The following is a 16855-nucleotide window of genomic DNA, read 5'->3' as shown; positions in this document are numbered from 1 at the left end:
CAAGTGAGAAATTAGATAATGATGATATGAATGACTTAAATCAAATATATTTATCTAATCATAAGCCTATATCGAATCTCTTTTTAAATTTGGATATTATTACGTTACGTGAAGCATTAGAATATGTACATGAGCTGCCTTATGGACGCAATTTTGACCGCACAGATTGTATATCAGTATTCAATGAAAGACGAGGAACGTGTAGTACAAAACATGCTCTGATTTATAAGTTAGGTTGCGAATGTGAAATCGACATAACGCTACACATAGCTGTCTTTATGATGAATAAAGTGAACACTCCGAAAGCTTCTGCAATTCTAAATGAGTATAACTTACTACACATTCCAGAAATGCATTGCTATCTTCGTTACGAAAGCCGAATTATTGACATAACTTTTCCAGGAAATAACATGTTATTAAAACTGACAGAGAAAGAAAAAATTGAGCCAGAACACCTTGGAAGCTATAAAATAGAAAAGCATAAACAATTTATTGAGAGCTGGCTGATCAGTAACCCAACCATACCGTATAACATGGAGCAAATTTTCAAAATTCGAGAATTATGTATAAAGCGATTGGAAAGATAGTAGAAAGCGAAATTCTATTATATATAGCTAAAGTGGCTTAGGTTTACCTACAATTTGAAAAACAACAAATTCGTCGTTCCGCTACTCGTTAGCGGAATCTATGCTGAGATACCGCGAATGAATCCATAGCTGTACGAACATTCATTTTTGAAGGTAAATTGCACAGCAAATGGTGTTATTCCAGTGCTTGACACTGGAATCCAGGAATTTTGCTTATAACTGAGCTGATGAGCTAAAGGTAGTTGTCTTACGCTAAAACAAACGTTTTTAATTAAGTTGCATAGAAGCTGGATCCCAGTGTGTCTGGGCACTGGGATGACACCCCACTGGTGGCCCAAACTACAACGTTCGTACAGTTGTGGAATGAATCGCGGTATGACGTAGGGAAACCTTTCTTGAGTTAGCTATAGCACTATAAAGTTGTCCGCAGGGCCATATAAAAGTTGTGGTGGGTTAATAAATTTTTATGGAAGAAAGGATATATTAGAAAATTGAGGGCTTTATATATGAAATAAGGAGGCAAAAATGAGACTGTATTATAAAGATATCACAGGTCTTATCAAAGAACCCTACCTCTCTAGCGGAAGAGATTATTTTAACAAAGGAAAGGTACAGATTATATCTGTTAATGAATCTCAAGCTAAATCAAAGGTAGTTGGATCAAATGTATATCGAGTAACACTAAAGCACGATGGTCCTCTTTTCAGTGGAACATGTTCCTGCCCTGCATTCTGTTACTTTGGTCCATGTAAGCATATGGCTGAAACGGGTTTTGCTTTGATTGATCTTGACAGAAAGGAGTATCGATCATCTATGTGCCCGGGATATGTTGATGAACAAACTCTCCTTGAAAGGTTTTTACTTAAAAAAACAAACAAAGAGCTCATTTCAATAATTGTTCGTCTAGGTGACCAACATCCAGAAATTTTTGAAGAACTAGAGGATGAAGAATATGAGCAATTCACTCAAAGTAAGTTTTCAAAATTCGAGAATTATGTATAAAGTGATTGGAAAGATGGTGAGATCAGGTAATCTATAGCTGATCCAAGGAAGACATCATACCGCCGCGGCGCTAACGAGTAGCAGAATGACGAGGATGCCGCCGCGAACCGTCATACTGCCGCAGACCGTCATACCGCAGCGGTATCTCAGCCGCTAACAAGTAGCGGGATGACGGTTGTCAGGCTAGCTGTCATCCGAGTAGCTTGACTACTTGGATCCAGAAAACTTAACTTTAAATAAGTGGCTGCATAATAAAGACTAGATTCCAGCGTCACGCGCTGGAATGACACCATTTTCAGTCTCTTAAATTGCTTTAGCTACAAACATTAAGAAATTTACCAAATGAAAAAAAAGGCAAAGAACTCCCGTGGTGCGAGTTTTGACTCTATATTACTGTAAGTGGCGCTGTAATAATGTGCTAACGCTTAAAATAAGCGCGATTTGGCTGAATGTAGAAAAAATAAAAAAGACATGCAGCCGCTATAATTTTATGTAATCCGCCAAAAAATACCTAAGTTTTTTACTGAATTTTGTCATTGAGCCTGCAGGTCAAAAACAAGTTTTGAGTCATAAATACCCTTATTGTCATAATAAGGGGGCTGGCGGAGTTTGTCAAGGAAGTTTTTTCGTTTCTGCGGGCTACTTGAATAACGGCTACAATGTTTGTACAGCTATGTACATAGTGCTGAACCCAAAAAAAGAACCAAGTAGCTTGGCTACTTGGATGACAGAAGGTAGTACAAGAAGTCTATTGGCTCTCGTATACCTTAATGAAATTTAACAAGTTTATCTATAGTTTTAGTGATGATTCTTGGAGTATCCGGAGAAACTGCTGAGCTCAGCTTATTTAACCGCTCTATAGCAAACTTGCTGTTCTCATTTGCTATGAAATCACATAAAATATTTTCTATATCCTTAGTAATACTTTCATGCTTTCTCAGAGGATGATTATGTGGATACCTACTGATGGTTTTGATACTGGAATATTCAACAAAAGCTTGATCCTTAAAGGCAAGTTGTCTCAATTTCTCTTTGAATTTTCCTTCTTCCTCTTTTGCTAAAAGGCGAGACTTTATCAGTGATTTTATAATCAAATTTATAGCTTGATGTATTTCAGAATGCACTATAACTTTAATGGTATTTTCTTCTACTATACAATCATAAATATTTTTTTCGCTCTGTAACGACTCTATTAATGTCTTGCTACTTTGTGAATTCAATTCCAAATTCTCTTCACTCATAGGAGTTATTATGAAGGTGTTCTTACTCACTCTGATGTTAAATTGTGGAGAGCCTTCAGAAAAGGAAAATGCTACATTCTTAGATTCAAGTGCGTGATTGTATGCAGCAAAAAGGGTGTGTGCTATAACACTGCTGGGCACCTTCACTCCATGTTTACTCAGGTGGTTCAATACATTTTCAACCTCATGATATGTAAAGCCTGTATCTTTTAGCAATTCAACAACTTCTTTGCCGTTGTGCTGTTTATACTCTATTCTCACTTCTTCTGCAAAAAGTGTTTTAGCTGCTATATGTTTATCAAGCACTGTGAAAATCTTGATGAAATTCTCTAAATCTTGTTTGTTAACTAATTCGATACTAATTAAGTTTCTGCTAATAATTGAAATATTTTTTGTCATTTTTTCCCACTAAAAAAACTCACTAAATGAATTGTATTTTTAATTCATTAAGAATTGTTTAAAGTGAGCATACTAGTTTTCATTTACGTATTACACGACAAAACAAGATAAAAAGTTACATAAAATCATCATGTGGTATAACACACTCTCCACATTCATCATTGCTGTTTGTGTAGGTTGTGACATCAGTGTGATTGTCATTATTATTTAGCATATCATCCAACTTTCCTTCTTTTTCAAGATCCATCAATTTGTCACACCCCCCAATGTGCTTATCGTTAATAAAGATCTGTGGAACTGTTCTAACGTTATACTTTGATTTTATGTCGTTAAATAGATCTGAGTTTTTGAGCACATCGATTTCTTCATATTTCACACCTTTTTTATCCAGTAACTCTTTTGCTTTTTTGCAGAATGGGCAGTGATGCTTTACATATATTATAACTTTTCCTTTAGTATTTTTCACAATTTATCTCCGTAGCTTGCTAAAATATAGTTATTATATATAAGAAACATGTAAAAACATCAAATTGTATGAAAATTATTTATAATTGTGAGCAAGGGATAGAAAATAATATAGCACTAACCTTCGGAAATTTCGATGGCATTCATTTAGGACATGAATTTGCAATTTCCACTCTAAAGAAGGTAGCACAAGAAAGAGGATTACCCTCTGCAGTTTTAACTTTTGAGCCTCACCCATCAGCTGTTTTATTTGGTAGAAACAATTTTAGGTTAATAGACCAAGAACAAAAAAAGGAACTAATCAGCAGCTATGGTATAGATTACTTGTATATTATTAATTTTAGTAGAGGTTTTTCTGAGGTTAGCTGCGATGACTTTATCAGTGAGATTTTAATAGATAAATATGGCGCTAAACACATAATTGTCGGAGAAAATTGTACTTTTGGTCATAAACGATTGGGTGATATATTAACTCTAGAGAAATATTCTGAAACATATGGATACTCTTTGACTAAATTAGAGCCATTAATAATTGACGGCAAAATTTGCTCTTCTTCTTCAATCAGAGAGTATGTACAGAAAGGTGAAATAGACATTGCTAATAAACTACTTGGTAGACCTTATCAAGTTTCTGGTGTTGTGACAAAGGGTGCGTGTAGAGGTAGAGAAATAGGATTCCCAACCATAAATATTCCTATAGAAGATTGCATGATAAAACCAAAATTTGGTACATATTACGCTAAAGTGATGTTTTCTTATAATAACCCAAACTGGTTATATGGAGTAGTCAATATTGGTATGAGACCTACATTTAAGGACCTGAAAAAGCCTATAATAGAAATGCACATATTCGATTTTGATGAAGACTTATATAATCATAAAGTTAATATACAACTTTTAAAATTCATAAGGTCAGAAAAAAAATTCCATAGTATTGAGGAGTTAACAAAACAGATAAATTATGATATACTTAAAATTTATAGGTTAAAGGCAAATTTATGAAAAAGTTATGCTTAATTGTTATATTAATTATAGTATTGATTGACCAAACGAGCAAATTGTACATAAACTCATTGATTGATGAGGGAGAATCAATTGAGATCGCTAGCTTTATAAAGCTAGTTGAAGTTTGGAATTCAGGCATTAGTTTTGGAATGTGTAGCGCTTTACCGCATGGCGGTTTCTTTTTTTCAGCATTTTCAATACTAATAATTGGTATACTTGCATACTTAATATACAAGTCTGATGATCGGTCAACTTACCTTGGGTTTTCTCTGATGATTGGTGGAGCAATCGGAAACGTAGTTGATAGGATTTATTGGGGAGCTGTATATGATTTCATATATTTTCATATTGATGATTGGTATTGGCCAGCTTTTAATTTAGCGGATTTATCTATAGTTTGTGGAATGTTTACATTGTTATATAAGTGGTATATATACGATATGTTTATTTCTAAACAAAATGAGGAATAAAATAATTGTTTTTATATTAGGTCGAAATAATGCTTCATAAGTTTTTTAGTTTTCTTATACTACCTGCACTCTTTTTTACTTACCCAATTTCTTTGAAGGCTTTAAGCATAGAGCACGACATAAAACATGCTAAACTCAGTAACGGACTAGATGTCTATGTTGTTCCTAATCATCGGATTCCAGCCGTTTTACATGCAGTAATATACAAAGTTGGGGGAATGGATGATCCAATTGGCAAAGCAGGATTGGCTCACTACTTTGAACATTTAATGTTTGAAACTACAGGGAAGTTCACAGATATAGAAGCCACTATGAGTAGCATTGGGGCCCAGTTTAATGCGTTTACTACTAAGGAATATACCTGTTACTACGAATTAGTCCTTAAAAATGACTTACCACTGGCAATGGAAGTTGAAGCAGACAGAATGGGCAATTTTAATGTTACCCAAGATAAAATAGAAAGAGAAAAAAACATTGTACTGGAAGAGAGGAAGATGAGATTTGATAATCATCCTAACAGCTTGTTGCGGGAAGAAATGGATAGTGCATTTTACCGTACTGGCTATGGCAGGTCTGTTATTGGCTGGGAGAGCGATATCACAACTTACAATCAGGATGACATAACGAGGTTTCATGATAACTATTATCACCCCGGCAATGCAATATTACTGATTGTGGGTGATGTGGAATTTGATGAAGTAGTGAAGCTAGCAGAAGAAAAATATGGCGAAATTAAAGCTAAGCCTGTAATGAGACATTACCCAAATCAGGATCCAGTGCATAATGCAGGTTTATCGGTGATTTTAGAGAGCACTGAAGTAAAAGAACCAGTTTTATATTTTCGTTATCGTGTTTCTTTATTTAAGCACACAAGTGAAGCCTCTGCTGCTCATTTAGCGGTTGACATTTTAGGTGGCGGCAAATCCAGCAAACTGTATAAAGATTTGGTTTTAGATAAAGATGTGGCAGTATCAGTATCTGCTTATTACAATAGTTTAACTTTTAGTGATGGCTATATTGATATTCAGGTCATTCCAAAAAGCGGGGTTAATTTAGGCACTGTTGAAAGAGAATTAGAAAATGCTATTAATAACTTCATGTCTAAAGGAATAACGGATGAGGAGTTGCAAAGCTCAAAATATAGATATAAAGCAGCACAGTTTGATAACTTATCTAGCTTAGAGAATATAGCATTCTTTTACGGCTCACAGTTAGCGCTTGGTATTCCACTTGATGAAATAGATATTTCATATAGCAAGATTAATGATGTCAATCTAGAGGATGTAAATAATAAAATCTGTGCTATTTTTTCTGCTAATAAGTTAATTGGTCGTTTGTTGCCAAAAGGAGATGATAATGAGAATAAGTAAATTTGTACTCCTATTTTCTTTCTGTCTAGGCTTTAATTTACAAGCAAGTGGTAACCTAAATATAGAGGAGGTCACTACCCGTAAAGGATTTAAGTTTCTATTTGTTGAAAACCACGATTTACCAAAAATTTCACTTAATATATCATTCAAAGATGCAGGTTATGCATATGAAAATGTAGAAAAACAAGGACTTACCTGGTTTACTTCTCTTATAATTCAAGAAGGGGCAGGAAAAAATGATGCCAAAGATTTTGCAAAAAGGCTAGAAGATAAAGGGATTAGTTTAAATTTTATTGCTGGTTTAGAAGCATTTAGAGTTTCATTAGATGCTTTATCAGAAAATCTTGAAGAAGGTATTTCATTATTGAGCGACGCTATAATGCGTCCTAAAGTTGACCCTGAAGGGTTGAATAGAGTTTTCGAGAAAGCCAAAGTTGATTTTAATAATCTTGAAAAAAATCCTTTTTTTGTTGCTGGAAAAGAATTGAATACGTTATTGTTTAAAAAACATCCTTACTCAAAAAGTGAATATGGAACTCTTGACACTGTAATGAGCATTACTAGAGATGATGTTTTAACATACATAAAGCGTAATTTTGCTAAAGATAACATAGTTATCAGTGTTGCTGGTTGTGCAAAAAAAGAAGAAATTATTACATTATTAGATAAATATTTATCTAAATTGCCGTCAAAAAGATCAAAAGTTAGAAAAATACCTGTGAAAAATGATTTTGGTCCTGCAGAGAATAAAAACATTTTTATGGATATACCACAAAGTGTGATACTTTTTGCTCAAAAAGGCATAGCTTATGAAGATCCAGACTACTATAATGCTCAAGTCTTGATTAATGCGCTTGGCAGCATGGGGCTGAATTCAATATTAATGAAAGAACTGAGGCAAAACTTAGGCATTACTTATGGTGTTTATGCGAGTATTATTCTCAATAAACATGGGAACATTATGATTGGAAGTCTTAGTACTGATAGTTCTACTGCTGGCAAAGCTATATCAGCAGTAAAAGATACATTTAGCAGGATAAAAAAGGAAGGAATTGATGAGCAGTTGTTTCGGGATACAAAAATTAGTATGGTAAATTCCTATGTTTTCTCTATGTTTAATAATAACAACATAGTTGCAAAACTAAATAATATTCAGACAAACAACCGCGATATTAACCATATAAATGATTTTGTGAGCTATATTAATGACGTTAAATTAGAGAAAGTAAACGAACTGGCAAGCTCTTTACTGGAACCCGAAAATTTATTTTTTGTTGAAGTTGGGAGAAACACTTAAGGTCAATAATTAATATTTTCTGCTATTGATCTTACTGCTTCTACATAACACTTATGCTCCTCAGCTAGAATGCGTTCTGAGAGGCTTTGAATATCATCAGCTGGTAACACTGGCACAGCAACTTGAGCAATTATGGCTCCAGCATCAATTTCAGGAGTGACGTAATGTACAGTACAGCCTGCGATTTTTACTCCTGCTTTTAGAGCTTGCTCTTGAGCATTTAGGCCCTTAAAGGACGGAAGTAGAGAGGGATGAATATTTATCACCTTGTTATTCCATTTACTGAGAAAATTAGCTTGCAGGATTCTCATAAACCCTGCAAGGCAAATTAAATCAACCTTATGTTGAACAAATATTTCGTGAATTTTATCAGCATCAAGTGGTTTATCTCTAACAATAAACGCTGGCACTCCTGCTTGTTCTGCTATTTTTAGGCCAGCAGCTTCGCTATTATTTGTGATAGCGCACACAACTTCTGCAGGAAAATTACGATTTTGACATGCCTCTATCAAGGCCTGCATATTTGATCCCCTGCCTGAAATTAGTATCCCAAGTTTCACCTTTTTCATTTTGTGCAATTGATTTGGTGTAATAATTAATGTTAACAAAATAACTCAAAAAGTAAATCTATACCTAAAGTGACTTAGGTTTACCAACGATTTGAAAAACAACAAATTCGTCATTCCGCTACTCGTTAGCGGAATCTATGTTGAGATACCGCGGCGGTATGACGTGGGGAAACCTTTCTTGGGTTAGCTATATTTCAGAGTGCTCCTGTTATGAGCTGATGTCCAACTGTCATTTTACAGCTTAGCTTGCTTAGGTAATGCAGAAATAAGAGGTGCCCAATATAAACCAGCCTAAATCAACTTTAATGTCTGGATATCGTACTATTTTACATAACATGCCATTATGAATATATATTTTTATGATTGCGTTATCATTTATTTAACAAAGTATTAGTATAATCTATCTACTGGATTAAATGGAGAAAGTTGAATGAGTAAATTACCGAACAATGCAAAAATAGGTAAATCCCAGGTTACTCAGTGGGAGGTAATAAAAAATTGTGAATATGCTGATAATTGCTTATCAAAAATAGTAACTTTATACGTTATTAGAATAACTCAGCTATCAGATTTTTATACAAATGACGAACCTGAAATTAACACTGTTTTAGCAAGAATAAGCGTGACAAGTGAAAATGTATTTTTAAACAAGGCTACTACTATTGAAGTTATGGAAGGTATTTTTCCGTATAAATTCAACAGCAAGAAGAGAAATAACATACTAAGGTTAGAAGATTTACATAATTATTTATGTTCTATTGTTAACAATAGCCTTCCAAAAGAGATGCTTGAAAGTCTTGTAAGGGAATATAAGGATGCTGTTAACTTATTTAAAGCAATTACTTAACTGAACGTAGTATTTTTAAGATTTTATTTTCTATTTCAGAAATGCCGCTTTCAAGATCTTTATCTATCAGATACATGGTAGAGAAATATGTTTTCTGCTTACTTTCAACATTGATAGTTAAAGTTCCAGGAGTGATTGTAACCGAATTGGCAAATAACGCAATGCTTTCATCATTATGCCCTTTGCATTTTCTTAGGATAATGATTGGCTCAAGCTTAGATTTGAGTCGTAGCACCTTTTTTGTTACATAAACACTTGATAAAATGATTTGGTACATTAACCATGGTATATAACTTACTAACTTATAAAACGACAGTCTACTCGTACCATTTAAAACCTGGCTAAGAGCTCTTTCAGCGTTTATCAACCTTCTAAAGATAAATAATGTGAATATAGAGGAAAACACTCCACAAAAAATAAAAAATGGCTCAAAATAACCAGACAATACAGTCCATAGAGAAAATAAAATTACAAATGATAGAGAAAAAAACTTGATTTTTTGCCTAAGGTTCATGGTTTGCAGTATAACTTAAATGATTTTTTAAGGAAAGATATATTATGAATTAAGTCAAAAACTCTGTAATATATTGAAGCTTAAAGATATCTTTAGATATGGAAGTTATTGCAGAAAATAGGAAAGCAAGGTTTGAATATTTCATCTTAGAAGAATTTGAAGCGGGTATGGTCTTATTAAGCAGTGAAGTTAAATCGCTAAGAGAAAGAAAAGTAAATATTTCCGACGCCTACGTTATCGAAAAGAATAGCGAAATATGGCTGCACAATATGCATATTGCAGAATATAAAGCTGCAAACCGAAAAAATCATAAACCAAAAAGGGAACGTAAACTGCTTTTACATAAAAAAGAGATAAACAAACTAATTGGTCAAATCAAAACCGCTGGGATAACTGTTGTGCCGCTTTCGATCTATTTTAATGATAAAGGATTTGCAAAAACTAAAATTGCCATTGTAAAAGGAAAAAAACTCTACGATAAGAGAGCAACCATAAAACAGAGAGAGTGGGATCGTGAAAAAAGTAGATTGTCTAAGAATAATTTATAGCAAAATATGTCTTTAAATCCAGTAATTTTCAGCATCGGTCCTGTTTCTATATATTGGTATTCCTTAGCTTACGTTTTGGGTATAGTGTCTGCATATTGGTATTTACACAAGCTAGACGACCAAAAAATATTTACTAAGAATTTTTACGATTCGTTATTAACAGCCACTATTATAGGCATTATCCTTGGAGGTAGACTTGGCTACGTATTGATATATGATCCAGTTCTTTATATAAGCAACCCTATCGAGATATTGAAGACCTGGGAAGGAGGAATGTCATTTCATGGTGGTGCTATAGGAGTTTTGCTTGCAGTAATAATTTCGTGTAAAAGACATAACATTCCTATATTTTATGCACTGGACCTAGTTTCTTGCGGAGTTCCCATAGGTTTATTTTTAGGTCGCATAGGCAATTTTATAAACGGAGAGTTATTTGGCAGAGTTACAACTATGCCATGGGGTATGGTATTTCCAGAAAGTGGTGATAATTTGCTGCGTCATCCAAGCCAGCTTTATGAGGCACTTTTTGAAGGACTGCTACTTTTTGTAGTTGCAAATTCACTGTTTTTCTTGACTAGAATAAGACTGTATCACGGTGCGTTAACTGGTATTGCAGTTATGTGGTATGGGGTAGCACGTTTTTTCGTTGAGTTTTTTCGCGAACCAGACTATCAAATTGGCTATTTGTGGCTTGATTTAACTATGGGGCAGTTGCTTTCTATACCTATGGTTTTGCTAGGAATGCTTGTATATCTAGGCGCATTAAATTTAAAATTTAATACGAAATCTGTTACATAGAGGAAAGGTGAGTTTAATAGAAAAATGTAGCCAGAAACCCTACATCATGCACAATTGTACGAATTTTCTGCGTTGCAGTAGAATGAATGTGAGATCCGGTGTCATTCCAGCGTGTGACGCTAGGCCATAAAACTTGCTTGACAAACTCCGCCAGCCCCCTTATTATGACAGTAAGGGTATTTATGACTCAAAACTTGTTTTTGACCTGCAGGCTCAATGACAAAATTCAGTAAAAAACTTAGGGTATTTTTTGGCGGATTACATAAAATTATAGCGGCTGCATGTCTTTTTTATTTTTTCTACATTCAGCCAAATCGCGCTTATTTTAAGCGTTAGCACATTATTACAGCGCCACTTACAGTAATATAGAGTCAAAACTCGCACCACGGGGCTTCTTTTGCCTTTTTTTTATTTGGTAAATTTCTTAATGTTTGTAGCTAAAGCAATTTAAGAGACCGAAAATGGTGTCATTCCAGCGCGTGACGCTGGAATCTAGTCTTTATTATGCAGCCACTTATTTAAAGTTAAGTTTTCTGGATCCAAGTAGTCAAGCTACTCGGATGACACCTTGACGATTTGAAGAATCGTCATCCCGCTACGTGTTAGCGGGATCTATGCTAAGAGATACCGCGAATGAATCGCGGTATGACGGTCTGCGGCGATATGACGGTTCGCGGTGGCATGACGATAACTTCGTCATCCCGCTACTTATTAGCGGGATCTATGCCAAGAGATACCGTGAATAAATCACGGTATGACGTCTCGCTTGCAACCTATAGCCTTGTCATTCCAGTGCTCCTTTTTTTGTCATCCCAGCGTCACGCGCTGGTTTCAACATTATATCATGGACAAAATAAACTTTCTAAAATTCATTGAACTGTGCTTTCAAACGGTGGTGCCGGGGTGTGAGTATAATGATTATCAGTATATAAAAGTCATAGCAGACAGACTTGAAGCGGCAAATGTTGGCAAAATGTGTCAAGGAAGTTTTTCGTTTCTATGATCTACTTGGCTCTCTGTTATAATGTTCGTTTGCTTGACCTAAGATCCAGGAGTATTTAAACTGAACCCTATACAGTGCTAAAAATGATAGGAAATCTAAGCGGAATAGTTGATGAAGTGCGCAGTGATCACATAATCCTGAATGTGAATGATGTTGGCTATATGGTGTATCTCTCAGCCAAAACTTTAAATGCATGTTCCATCGGAAGTAGAGTTAAATTACTTATCGAAACCTATGCAAATAACAGAGAAAATGTCGCTCAGCTATATGGTTTTATAAGCAAAGAAGAACAGCAGTGCTTGAGGTTGCTTGTTAAAGTAAGCGGTGTTAGCTACAAAACTGCAATGTCAATTTTGAGTAAATTAACTCCAGAACAGCTGTTTCTGGCAATTATGAATGAAGATAAAGTAGCACTCAAGATGAGCGGACTTGGCCTGAAACTCATAAATCGAATCATCACTGAATTAAGTGGCAAAGTGAGTAAATTAGAAATAAATAACAATAATTTTCATCCAATCAATGAAGATGCCCTTTCAGCATTGATCAATCTTGGGTATGAAAAAATGAAAGCTTATGATACGATAAAAAAAATACAAGACGAATCGTCAAATCTGGACACCAAGGATATTATTCGCATGGCGCTTAAGGAGCTCTCAACATTATGAAATCAATATCGTGCGGTAAAGAATATACTGAAGATGCGCGCAATATCAACATCAGGCCTGAGCAACTTGATGATTTTGTCGGACAAAAAGACTTAATACAAAATTTAAAAGTGTTTATAAATGCTGCAAAGACGAGAACTGAAGCTTTAGATCACGTTTTATTGTATGGTCCCCCAGGACTTGGCAAAACAACTTTAGCACAAATTGTTTCTAAAGAATTAAGGGTCAGCTTCCGCGCAACTTCTGGTCCTTTACTTAGTAAAGCTGGGGACTTGGCTGCAGTGCTTACCACTTTAAATGCAAAAGATGTTCTATTTATCGACGAAATCCATAGATTAAATCGCAGCATCGAAGAAGTTTTATATACTGCTATGGAAGATTTTTGCTTGGACATATTAGTAGGTGAAGGTCCATCTACTCGCACTTTAAGGATAGATCTACCACCATTTACGTTAATCGGAGCAACTACACGGCTTGGATTACTTTCTGTGCCACTCAGAGATCGTTTTGGCATTCCCTTGCATCTTGAGTTTTATTCTTTTGAAGAACTGGTTAATATTATAAAAAGAGGCGCAAGAGTTCTTTCTACTGAAATTGAAGAAAATGCAGCACGGGAAATTGCCTGCCGTGCACGTGGCACTCCAAGAATTGCTTTGAGGTTACTCAGAAGAATAAGGGATTTTGTTGAAGTGAAAGATGATAAAAAAATCACTTATGAAGTCGCTGATTCTGTATTGCTAAAATTGGGTGTAGACAAAATGGGACTCAATAAACTTGATATGCATTATCTAAGATTTTTATTCAACACCTCAGGACCTGTTGGAATTGACACCATATCTATTGCGCTATCCGAAGATGTTGGCAATATTGAAGAAACAGTAGAACCTTATTTAATCAAAATTAGTTTTGTAAAGCGCACACCAAGAGGGCGCGTTCTAACCGATCAAGCAAAGGAATATTTGAGCCTTTAATATAAAAAATTTTGTTGCTGTAATTATATGTTGACCAATTGATATAATGCTCGTACGCTAGCATTATGTGTTAACGATAATGGAGGGTATATATTAGGCAAGATTACAGAACTCTGGAAAAAGCTCTGGGAAAGCATTCCAGTTTTTCGCAATAAGGATAAAGTTAAAAGTCCTCATGTGCCTATGGTGGAGGAACTTCCTTCTGATGATACAACTTTAAAACCGGATAAGAAAAAGCCAGAAGAGCATCTTACCCTTCTAAGTAATAAAGCAAAGGAGAGCGGTAATTCTGATAAAACAAAAGGACTTCCTAGCGATTTGAGCACTCAGGATATACCTAAATCAACACCAGACAAGAATAAGCGTAAATATGTCGAGTTAGAAAGCGATGAAGAATGGAATAAGTTCTTTGCATTACAGAACAACCCTTCTACCAATACCACAAACCAAAAACCTTTTTCTCCAAAGAAAGGAGAATCTCAGTATCACGGCAAAGAGATTGTAGGCAAAATTGCTGACCAAATTAAATCAGAGATATCTGAAGATATGAAAAATAATACCATAGGGTCCATAATGATAAAAGAAGGCAAAAGGGAAGGGAATGTTGTTTACCCTTCCGTGAGAGTTGTGTTGAATGTTAGTAAAGAAGGAGTAGATATAGCTAAACTTCTGAGTGGTAATATATGTAAAAAGTACAATGTAAAAACAATTACATTTTGTCATTCTAATCAGGAAAAAAAGAGAGGGGCATGTTGCTATATTAATGATAAAGGGGAAAGAGTTTATGAAATAATTAGTGGATTATATGAAATGACTTTAAAGTGGTATGTTGATGGAAAAGAATGTAAAATTAAAATTAATATTGACGATAAGAATGGTGTAAAGCTCCTTGAAAGCAACGGTGTTACTGAAGAACAGTTACGTGCAAACAAAGAAGTAAAAGTAGGCAAGAGACGTGAACCAAAGTCTTTACATGAAGCATTAGCATCACAATTGCCACAAACACAATTACAACAAAGCTCTGAAGAAGTAAAATTTTTGGAGCAGCCTTCAACAAATGTAGAAGACTTGAGCGGCGCACCACAAAAGCATCAAGCTTCTGCTGCTCAAAATAGGTAAAGTAGTGAAAATTCAGTATAAGTTGCTTGCATTTGCAAGTAACTTATACTCTTATAATGAGCAACATAATACTACCAAGAAATTTCTACGAGCGGCCGACCTTAACTGTAGCTGGAGAGTTATTGGGAAAAGTCCTCAAATTTTCTAACTTTAGTGGAATAATAACCGAAGTTGAAGCCTATATAGGAATGAATGACCCAGCTTGTCACGCGGCAAGAGGCTATACTAACCGAACCTCAGTAATGTTTGGTATGCCGGGGTTTTCATACGTGTATTTTATATATGGAATGTATTACTGTTTAAATATTGTAACAGAAGCAGAAGGGTTCCCAGCAGCAGTGTTAATACGGGGATTAAAGCTCATTGAACCGCTTGAAGCAAACTTAGGCGGACCAGGAATATTGTGCAAAAGATTAAACATTACAAAAGAACACAATAAACTGGACCTTACTATAAGCCACAAATTTTGTATTTATGAATCTCACCTCAACCCGGATTATGTGTGCACTCCGAGAATCGGAATTAGTAAAGGCCAAGAGAAATTTTGGCGGTTTAAGATTTTCTAAACTTAAGATCTTGCGTAGACTATTTGCCAATCGGATAATCACCAGTGAAACAAGCATCGCAATATTGTGGTGTAGCATTGTTACGCACCTCTCCTTTAACAGCCTGATATAGTCCATCAATACTCAAGAAGGCTAGGCTATCTACTCCTATAACTTCCTTAATTTCCTCTACAGATTTATTTGCAGCAATTAAATCTTTGCACTCTGGCGTATCTATTCCATAAAAACAAGAATGCTTAATTGGTGGGCTTGAAATTTTGAGGTGAATCTCTTTTACTCCTGCATCCTTTAGCATAACTATTATATTTCTGAGCGTACTACCACGCACTATACTATCATCTATTAAAATTATGTTTTTACCTTTCAAAGTGTGCTTATTAGCATTGAATTTTAATTTTATTCTAACTTTACGTACTTCAGCGGTTGGTTGTATAAAAGTTCTTCCTATGTAATGATTACGAATTATCCCCAGTTCCATAGGTAATCCTGAATGCTTTGCATATCCAATAGCTGCAGGTATTCCAGAATCAGGTATTGGTACAACCATATTTACATTGTTTTTTGGTGGGCTCTCTTCTGCAAGTATTCTCCCTATTTCTTTTCTTATATCATATATGGACCTATTCTCCATTATGCTGTCTGGTCTCGAAAAGTAAACGTATTCAAAAATACAAAAACTTGATTTTTGCTGTGAGAAAGGAAACATTGAGGCTAGCTTACTATCCGAACTGATGGTAACTAATTCGCCTGGTTCTATTTCTCTAACAAACTCTGCATTTATTATATCAAGAGCACAAGTTTCAGATGCAAGAACGTAAGAACCGTTTAACTTTCCTAAAACAAGAGGCCTGATTCCAGATGGATCACGTACTCCAATAACTACTTCTTGATTGATTGCCACAAAAGAATAAGCACCTTGTATTTGCTTTAATGCATATATAAAACTCTCTAAAAAGCTATCTTTTTCACCGCTTGCTGTCAGATGCACTACTACTTCTGTATCAATATCTGACTGAAAAACGCACTCTTGTTTAATTAATTGTTCGCGTATCGGAGAAATATTAATTAAATTACCATTATGTGCTATGGTAAAATCCCCAAATTTGCCACTTTTGCCAAACATGGGCTGCACTCCAAATTTACTACCACTTGTTGAGTATCGAACGTGACCTATTGCACAATCTCCAGGTAAGGATTTCTTTATTTCATCTATATCATCAAATACGCTGCTCACTTGACCTTGAAAGTGATAAGAGTGCAGCTTATCGTTGTTACTGGTTACTACGCCAAAAGACTCTTGACCTCTATGCTGCAAAGCGTGGAGAGCAAGTATAGAGTTAAATGCAGCATCGTTATTGCAGCTTATACCAAATACTCCACATTCCTCACGCATTTCATCTAGCATAAAAACTATTAAGT

At 35.1% G+C, this 16855-nt stretch carries 19 protein-coding genes; 13 read left to right on the top strand and 6 right to left on the bottom strand.

Going from position 1 to position 16855, the window contains the following annotated elements; genetic code table 11:
- Positions 1-26 precede the first annotated feature (26 nt).
- Positions 27-587: a hypothetical protein gene (locus ABWU75_RS00755; protein ID WP_353286870.1), complete on the top strand. Its 561-nt coding sequence runs from the start codon at positions 27-29 to the stop codon at positions 585-587.
- Positions 588-685: 98 nt separating this feature from the next.
- Here the strand turns inward: ABWU75_RS00755 and ABWU75_RS00750 are convergent, their stop codons facing one another.
- Positions 686-898, bottom strand: a complete 213-nt coding sequence (locus tag ABWU75_RS00750; RefSeq protein WP_353286869.1) for a hypothetical protein — start codon at positions 896-898, stop codon at positions 686-688.
- 214 nt (positions 899-1112) lie between these two features.
- On the opposite strand from ABWU75_RS00750, the gene ABWU75_RS00745 reads away from it, so the two are divergent.
- The gene (locus ABWU75_RS00745) at positions 1113-1589 is read left to right on the top strand and encodes an SWIM zinc finger domain-containing protein (protein WP_353286868.1); all 477 of its coding nucleotides are present in this window, start codon (positions 1113-1115) and stop codon (positions 1587-1589) included.
- A 767-nt stretch (positions 1590-2356) separates the two neighbouring features.
- Here ABWU75_RS00745 and ABWU75_RS00740 read toward each other — a convergent pair.
- Positions 2357-3229, bottom strand: a complete 873-nt coding sequence (locus ABWU75_RS00740; RefSeq protein WP_264731751.1) for a hypothetical protein — start codon at positions 3227-3229, stop codon at positions 2357-2359.
- 115 nt (positions 3230-3344) lie between these two features.
- A complete protein-coding gene (gene grxC, locus ABWU75_RS00735; protein ID WP_164224674.1) occupies positions 3345-3695 on the bottom strand; it encodes a glutaredoxin 3 in 351 nt (116 codons plus the stop codon).
- 68 nt (positions 3696-3763) lie between these two features.
- Here grxC and ribF point away from each other — a divergent pair, with 68 nt between their 5' ends.
- The 4 genes from ribF to ABWU75_RS00715 are packed head-to-tail and all read left to right on the top strand — an operon-like array spanning position 3764 to position 7836.
- The gene (gene ribF, locus ABWU75_RS00730; protein WP_353286867.1) at positions 3764-4696 is read left to right on the top strand and encodes a riboflavin biosynthesis protein RibF; all 933 of its coding nucleotides are present in this window, start codon (positions 3764-3766) and stop codon (positions 4694-4696) included.
- Complete coding sequence (gene lspA, locus ABWU75_RS00725) at positions 4693-5169, top strand: signal peptidase II (RefSeq protein WP_264731750.1); 477 nt, start codon at positions 4693-4695, stop codon at positions 5167-5169. Before ribF ends, lspA begins: the two co-directional genes overlap by 4 nt.
- A 29-nt stretch (positions 5170-5198) precedes the next feature.
- A complete protein-coding gene (locus tag ABWU75_RS00720) occupies positions 5199-6539 on the top strand; it encodes a M16 family metallopeptidase (RefSeq protein WP_353286866.1) in 1341 nt (446 codons plus the stop codon).
- Positions 6526-7836: a M16 family metallopeptidase gene (locus ABWU75_RS00715; protein WP_353286865.1), complete on the top strand. Its 1311-nt coding sequence runs from the start codon at positions 6526-6528 to the stop codon at positions 7834-7836. The genes ABWU75_RS00720 and ABWU75_RS00715 overlap by 14 nt, the downstream gene beginning before the upstream one ends.
- Positions 7837-7838: 2 nt before the next feature.
- Here ABWU75_RS00715 and purN read toward each other — a convergent pair whose 3' ends face one another.
- The gene (purN, locus tag ABWU75_RS00710; RefSeq protein ID WP_187297655.1) at positions 7839-8405 is read right to left on the bottom strand and encodes a phosphoribosylglycinamide formyltransferase; all 567 of its coding nucleotides are present in this window, start codon (positions 8403-8405) and stop codon (positions 7839-7841) included.
- A 430-nt stretch (positions 8406-8835) separates the two neighbouring features.
- Between purN and ABWU75_RS00705 the strand changes: the two genes are divergently transcribed.
- A complete protein-coding gene (locus ABWU75_RS00705) occupies positions 8836-9252 on the top strand; it encodes a hypothetical protein (RefSeq protein ID WP_253309572.1) in 417 nt (138 codons plus the stop codon).
- Here ABWU75_RS00705 and ABWU75_RS00700 read toward each other — a convergent pair.
- Positions 9245-9766 (bottom strand): Na+/H+ antiporter subunit E, encoded by a 522-nt coding sequence (locus ABWU75_RS00700; RefSeq protein WP_353286864.1) that lies wholly within the window; start codon positions 9764-9766, stop codon positions 9245-9247. The genes ABWU75_RS00705 and ABWU75_RS00700 overlap by 8 nt on opposite strands.
- Before the next feature lie 98 nt (positions 9767-9864).
- Between ABWU75_RS00700 and smpB the strand changes: the two genes are divergently transcribed.
- The 6 genes from smpB (at position 9865) to ABWU75_RS00670 (ending at position 15436) form a co-directional block, all read left to right on the top strand.
- Complete coding sequence (smpB, locus tag ABWU75_RS00695) at positions 9865-10314, top strand: SsrA-binding protein SmpB (RefSeq protein WP_253309571.1); 450 nt, start codon at positions 9865-9867, stop codon at positions 10312-10314.
- A 6-nt stretch (positions 10315-10320) separates the two neighbouring features.
- Positions 10321-11112 (top strand): prolipoprotein diacylglyceryl transferase, encoded by a 792-nt coding sequence (gene lgt, locus ABWU75_RS00690; RefSeq protein WP_353286863.1) that lies wholly within the window; start codon positions 10321-10323, stop codon positions 11110-11112.
- Between the two features lie 1086 nt (positions 11113-12198).
- Entirely contained in the window at positions 12199-12780 is a 582-nt protein-coding gene (gene ruvA / locus ABWU75_RS00685) for a Holliday junction branch migration protein RuvA (RefSeq protein ID WP_264731739.1), read from the top strand.
- Positions 12777-13751 (top strand): Holliday junction branch migration DNA helicase RuvB, encoded by a 975-nt coding sequence (gene ruvB, locus ABWU75_RS00680; protein WP_353286862.1) that lies wholly within the window; start codon positions 12777-12779, stop codon positions 13749-13751. The genes ruvA and ruvB overlap by 4 nt, the downstream gene beginning before the upstream one ends.
- Positions 13752-13934: 183 nt before the next feature.
- Positions 13935-14870 carry a hypothetical protein gene (locus tag ABWU75_RS00675; RefSeq protein WP_353286861.1) on the top strand — a complete coding sequence of 312 codons (936 nt, stop codon included), beginning with the start codon at positions 13935-13937 and terminating at the stop codon, positions 14868-14870.
- A 56-nt stretch (positions 14871-14926) separates the two neighbouring features.
- Positions 14927-15436 carry a DNA-3-methyladenine glycosylase gene (locus ABWU75_RS00670; protein WP_264731736.1) on the top strand — a complete coding sequence of 170 codons (510 nt, stop codon included), beginning with the start codon at positions 14927-14929 and terminating at the stop codon, positions 15434-15436.
- Between the two features lie 19 nt (positions 15437-15455).
- Here the strand turns inward: ABWU75_RS00670 and purF are convergent, their stop codons facing one another.
- A complete protein-coding gene (gene purF, locus ABWU75_RS00665; RefSeq protein WP_353286860.1) occupies positions 15456-16841 on the bottom strand; it encodes an amidophosphoribosyltransferase in 1386 nt (461 codons plus the stop codon).
- Positions 16842-16855 lie beyond the last annotated feature (14 nt).

The sequence above is a fragment of the Wolbachia endosymbiont (group A) of Anthophora plumipes genome (genome assembly GCF_964028115.1).
Classification (GTDB): Bacteria; Pseudomonadota; Alphaproteobacteria; order Rickettsiales; family Anaplasmataceae; genus Wolbachia.
This window is presented reverse-complemented; position numbering and strand designations above follow the sequence as displayed.

Coding starts and splice junctions, on each gene's coding strand:
- ABWU75_RS00755 (WP_353286870.1), top strand. CDS start 27: ATGAATGACTTAAATCAAATATATTTATCTAATCATAAGCCTATATCG.
- ABWU75_RS00745 (WP_353286868.1), top strand. CDS start 1,113: ATGAGACTGTATTATAAAGATATCACAGGTCTTATCAAAGAACCCTAC.
- ABWU75_RS00740 (WP_264731751.1), bottom strand. CDS start 3,229: ATGACAAAAAATATTTCAATTATTAGCAGAAACTTAATTAGTATCGAA.
- ribF (WP_353286867.1), top strand. CDS start 3,764: ATGAAAATTATTTATAATTGTGAGCAAGGGATAGAAAATAATATAGCA.
- lspA (WP_264731750.1), top strand. CDS start 4,693: ATGAAAAAGTTATGCTTAATTGTTATATTAATTATAGTATTGATTGAC.
- ABWU75_RS00720 (WP_353286866.1), top strand. CDS start 5,199: ATGCTTCATAAGTTTTTTAGTTTTCTTATACTACCTGCACTCTTTTTT.
- ABWU75_RS00715 (WP_353286865.1), top strand. CDS start 6,526: ATGAGAATAAGTAAATTTGTACTCCTATTTTCTTTCTGTCTAGGCTTT.
- purN (WP_187297655.1), bottom strand. CDS start 8,405: ATGAAAAAGGTGAAACTTGGGATACTAATTTCAGGCAGGGGATCAAAT.
- ABWU75_RS00705 (WP_253309572.1), top strand. CDS start 8,836: ATGAGTAAATTACCGAACAATGCAAAAATAGGTAAATCCCAGGTTACT.
- ABWU75_RS00700 (WP_353286864.1), bottom strand. CDS start 9,766: ATGAACCTTAGGCAAAAAATCAAGTTTTTTTCTCTATCATTTGTAATT.
- smpB (WP_253309571.1), top strand. CDS start 9,865: ATGGAAGTTATTGCAGAAAATAGGAAAGCAAGGTTTGAATATTTCATC.
- lgt (WP_353286863.1), top strand. CDS start 10,321: ATGTCTTTAAATCCAGTAATTTTCAGCATCGGTCCTGTTTCTATATAT.
- ruvA (WP_264731739.1), top strand. CDS start 12,199: ATGATAGGAAATCTAAGCGGAATAGTTGATGAAGTGCGCAGTGATCAC.
- ruvB (WP_353286862.1), top strand. CDS start 12,777: ATGAAATCAATATCGTGCGGTAAAGAATATACTGAAGATGCGCGCAAT.
- ABWU75_RS00675 (WP_353286861.1), top strand. CDS start 13,935: ATGGTGGAGGAACTTCCTTCTGATGATACAACTTTAAAACCGGATAAG.
- ABWU75_RS00670 (WP_264731736.1), top strand. CDS start 14,927: ATGAGCAACATAATACTACCAAGAAATTTCTACGAGCGGCCGACCTTA.
- purF (WP_353286860.1), bottom strand. CDS start 16,841: ATGCTAGATGAAATGCGTGAGGAATGTGGAGTATTTGGTATAAGCTGC.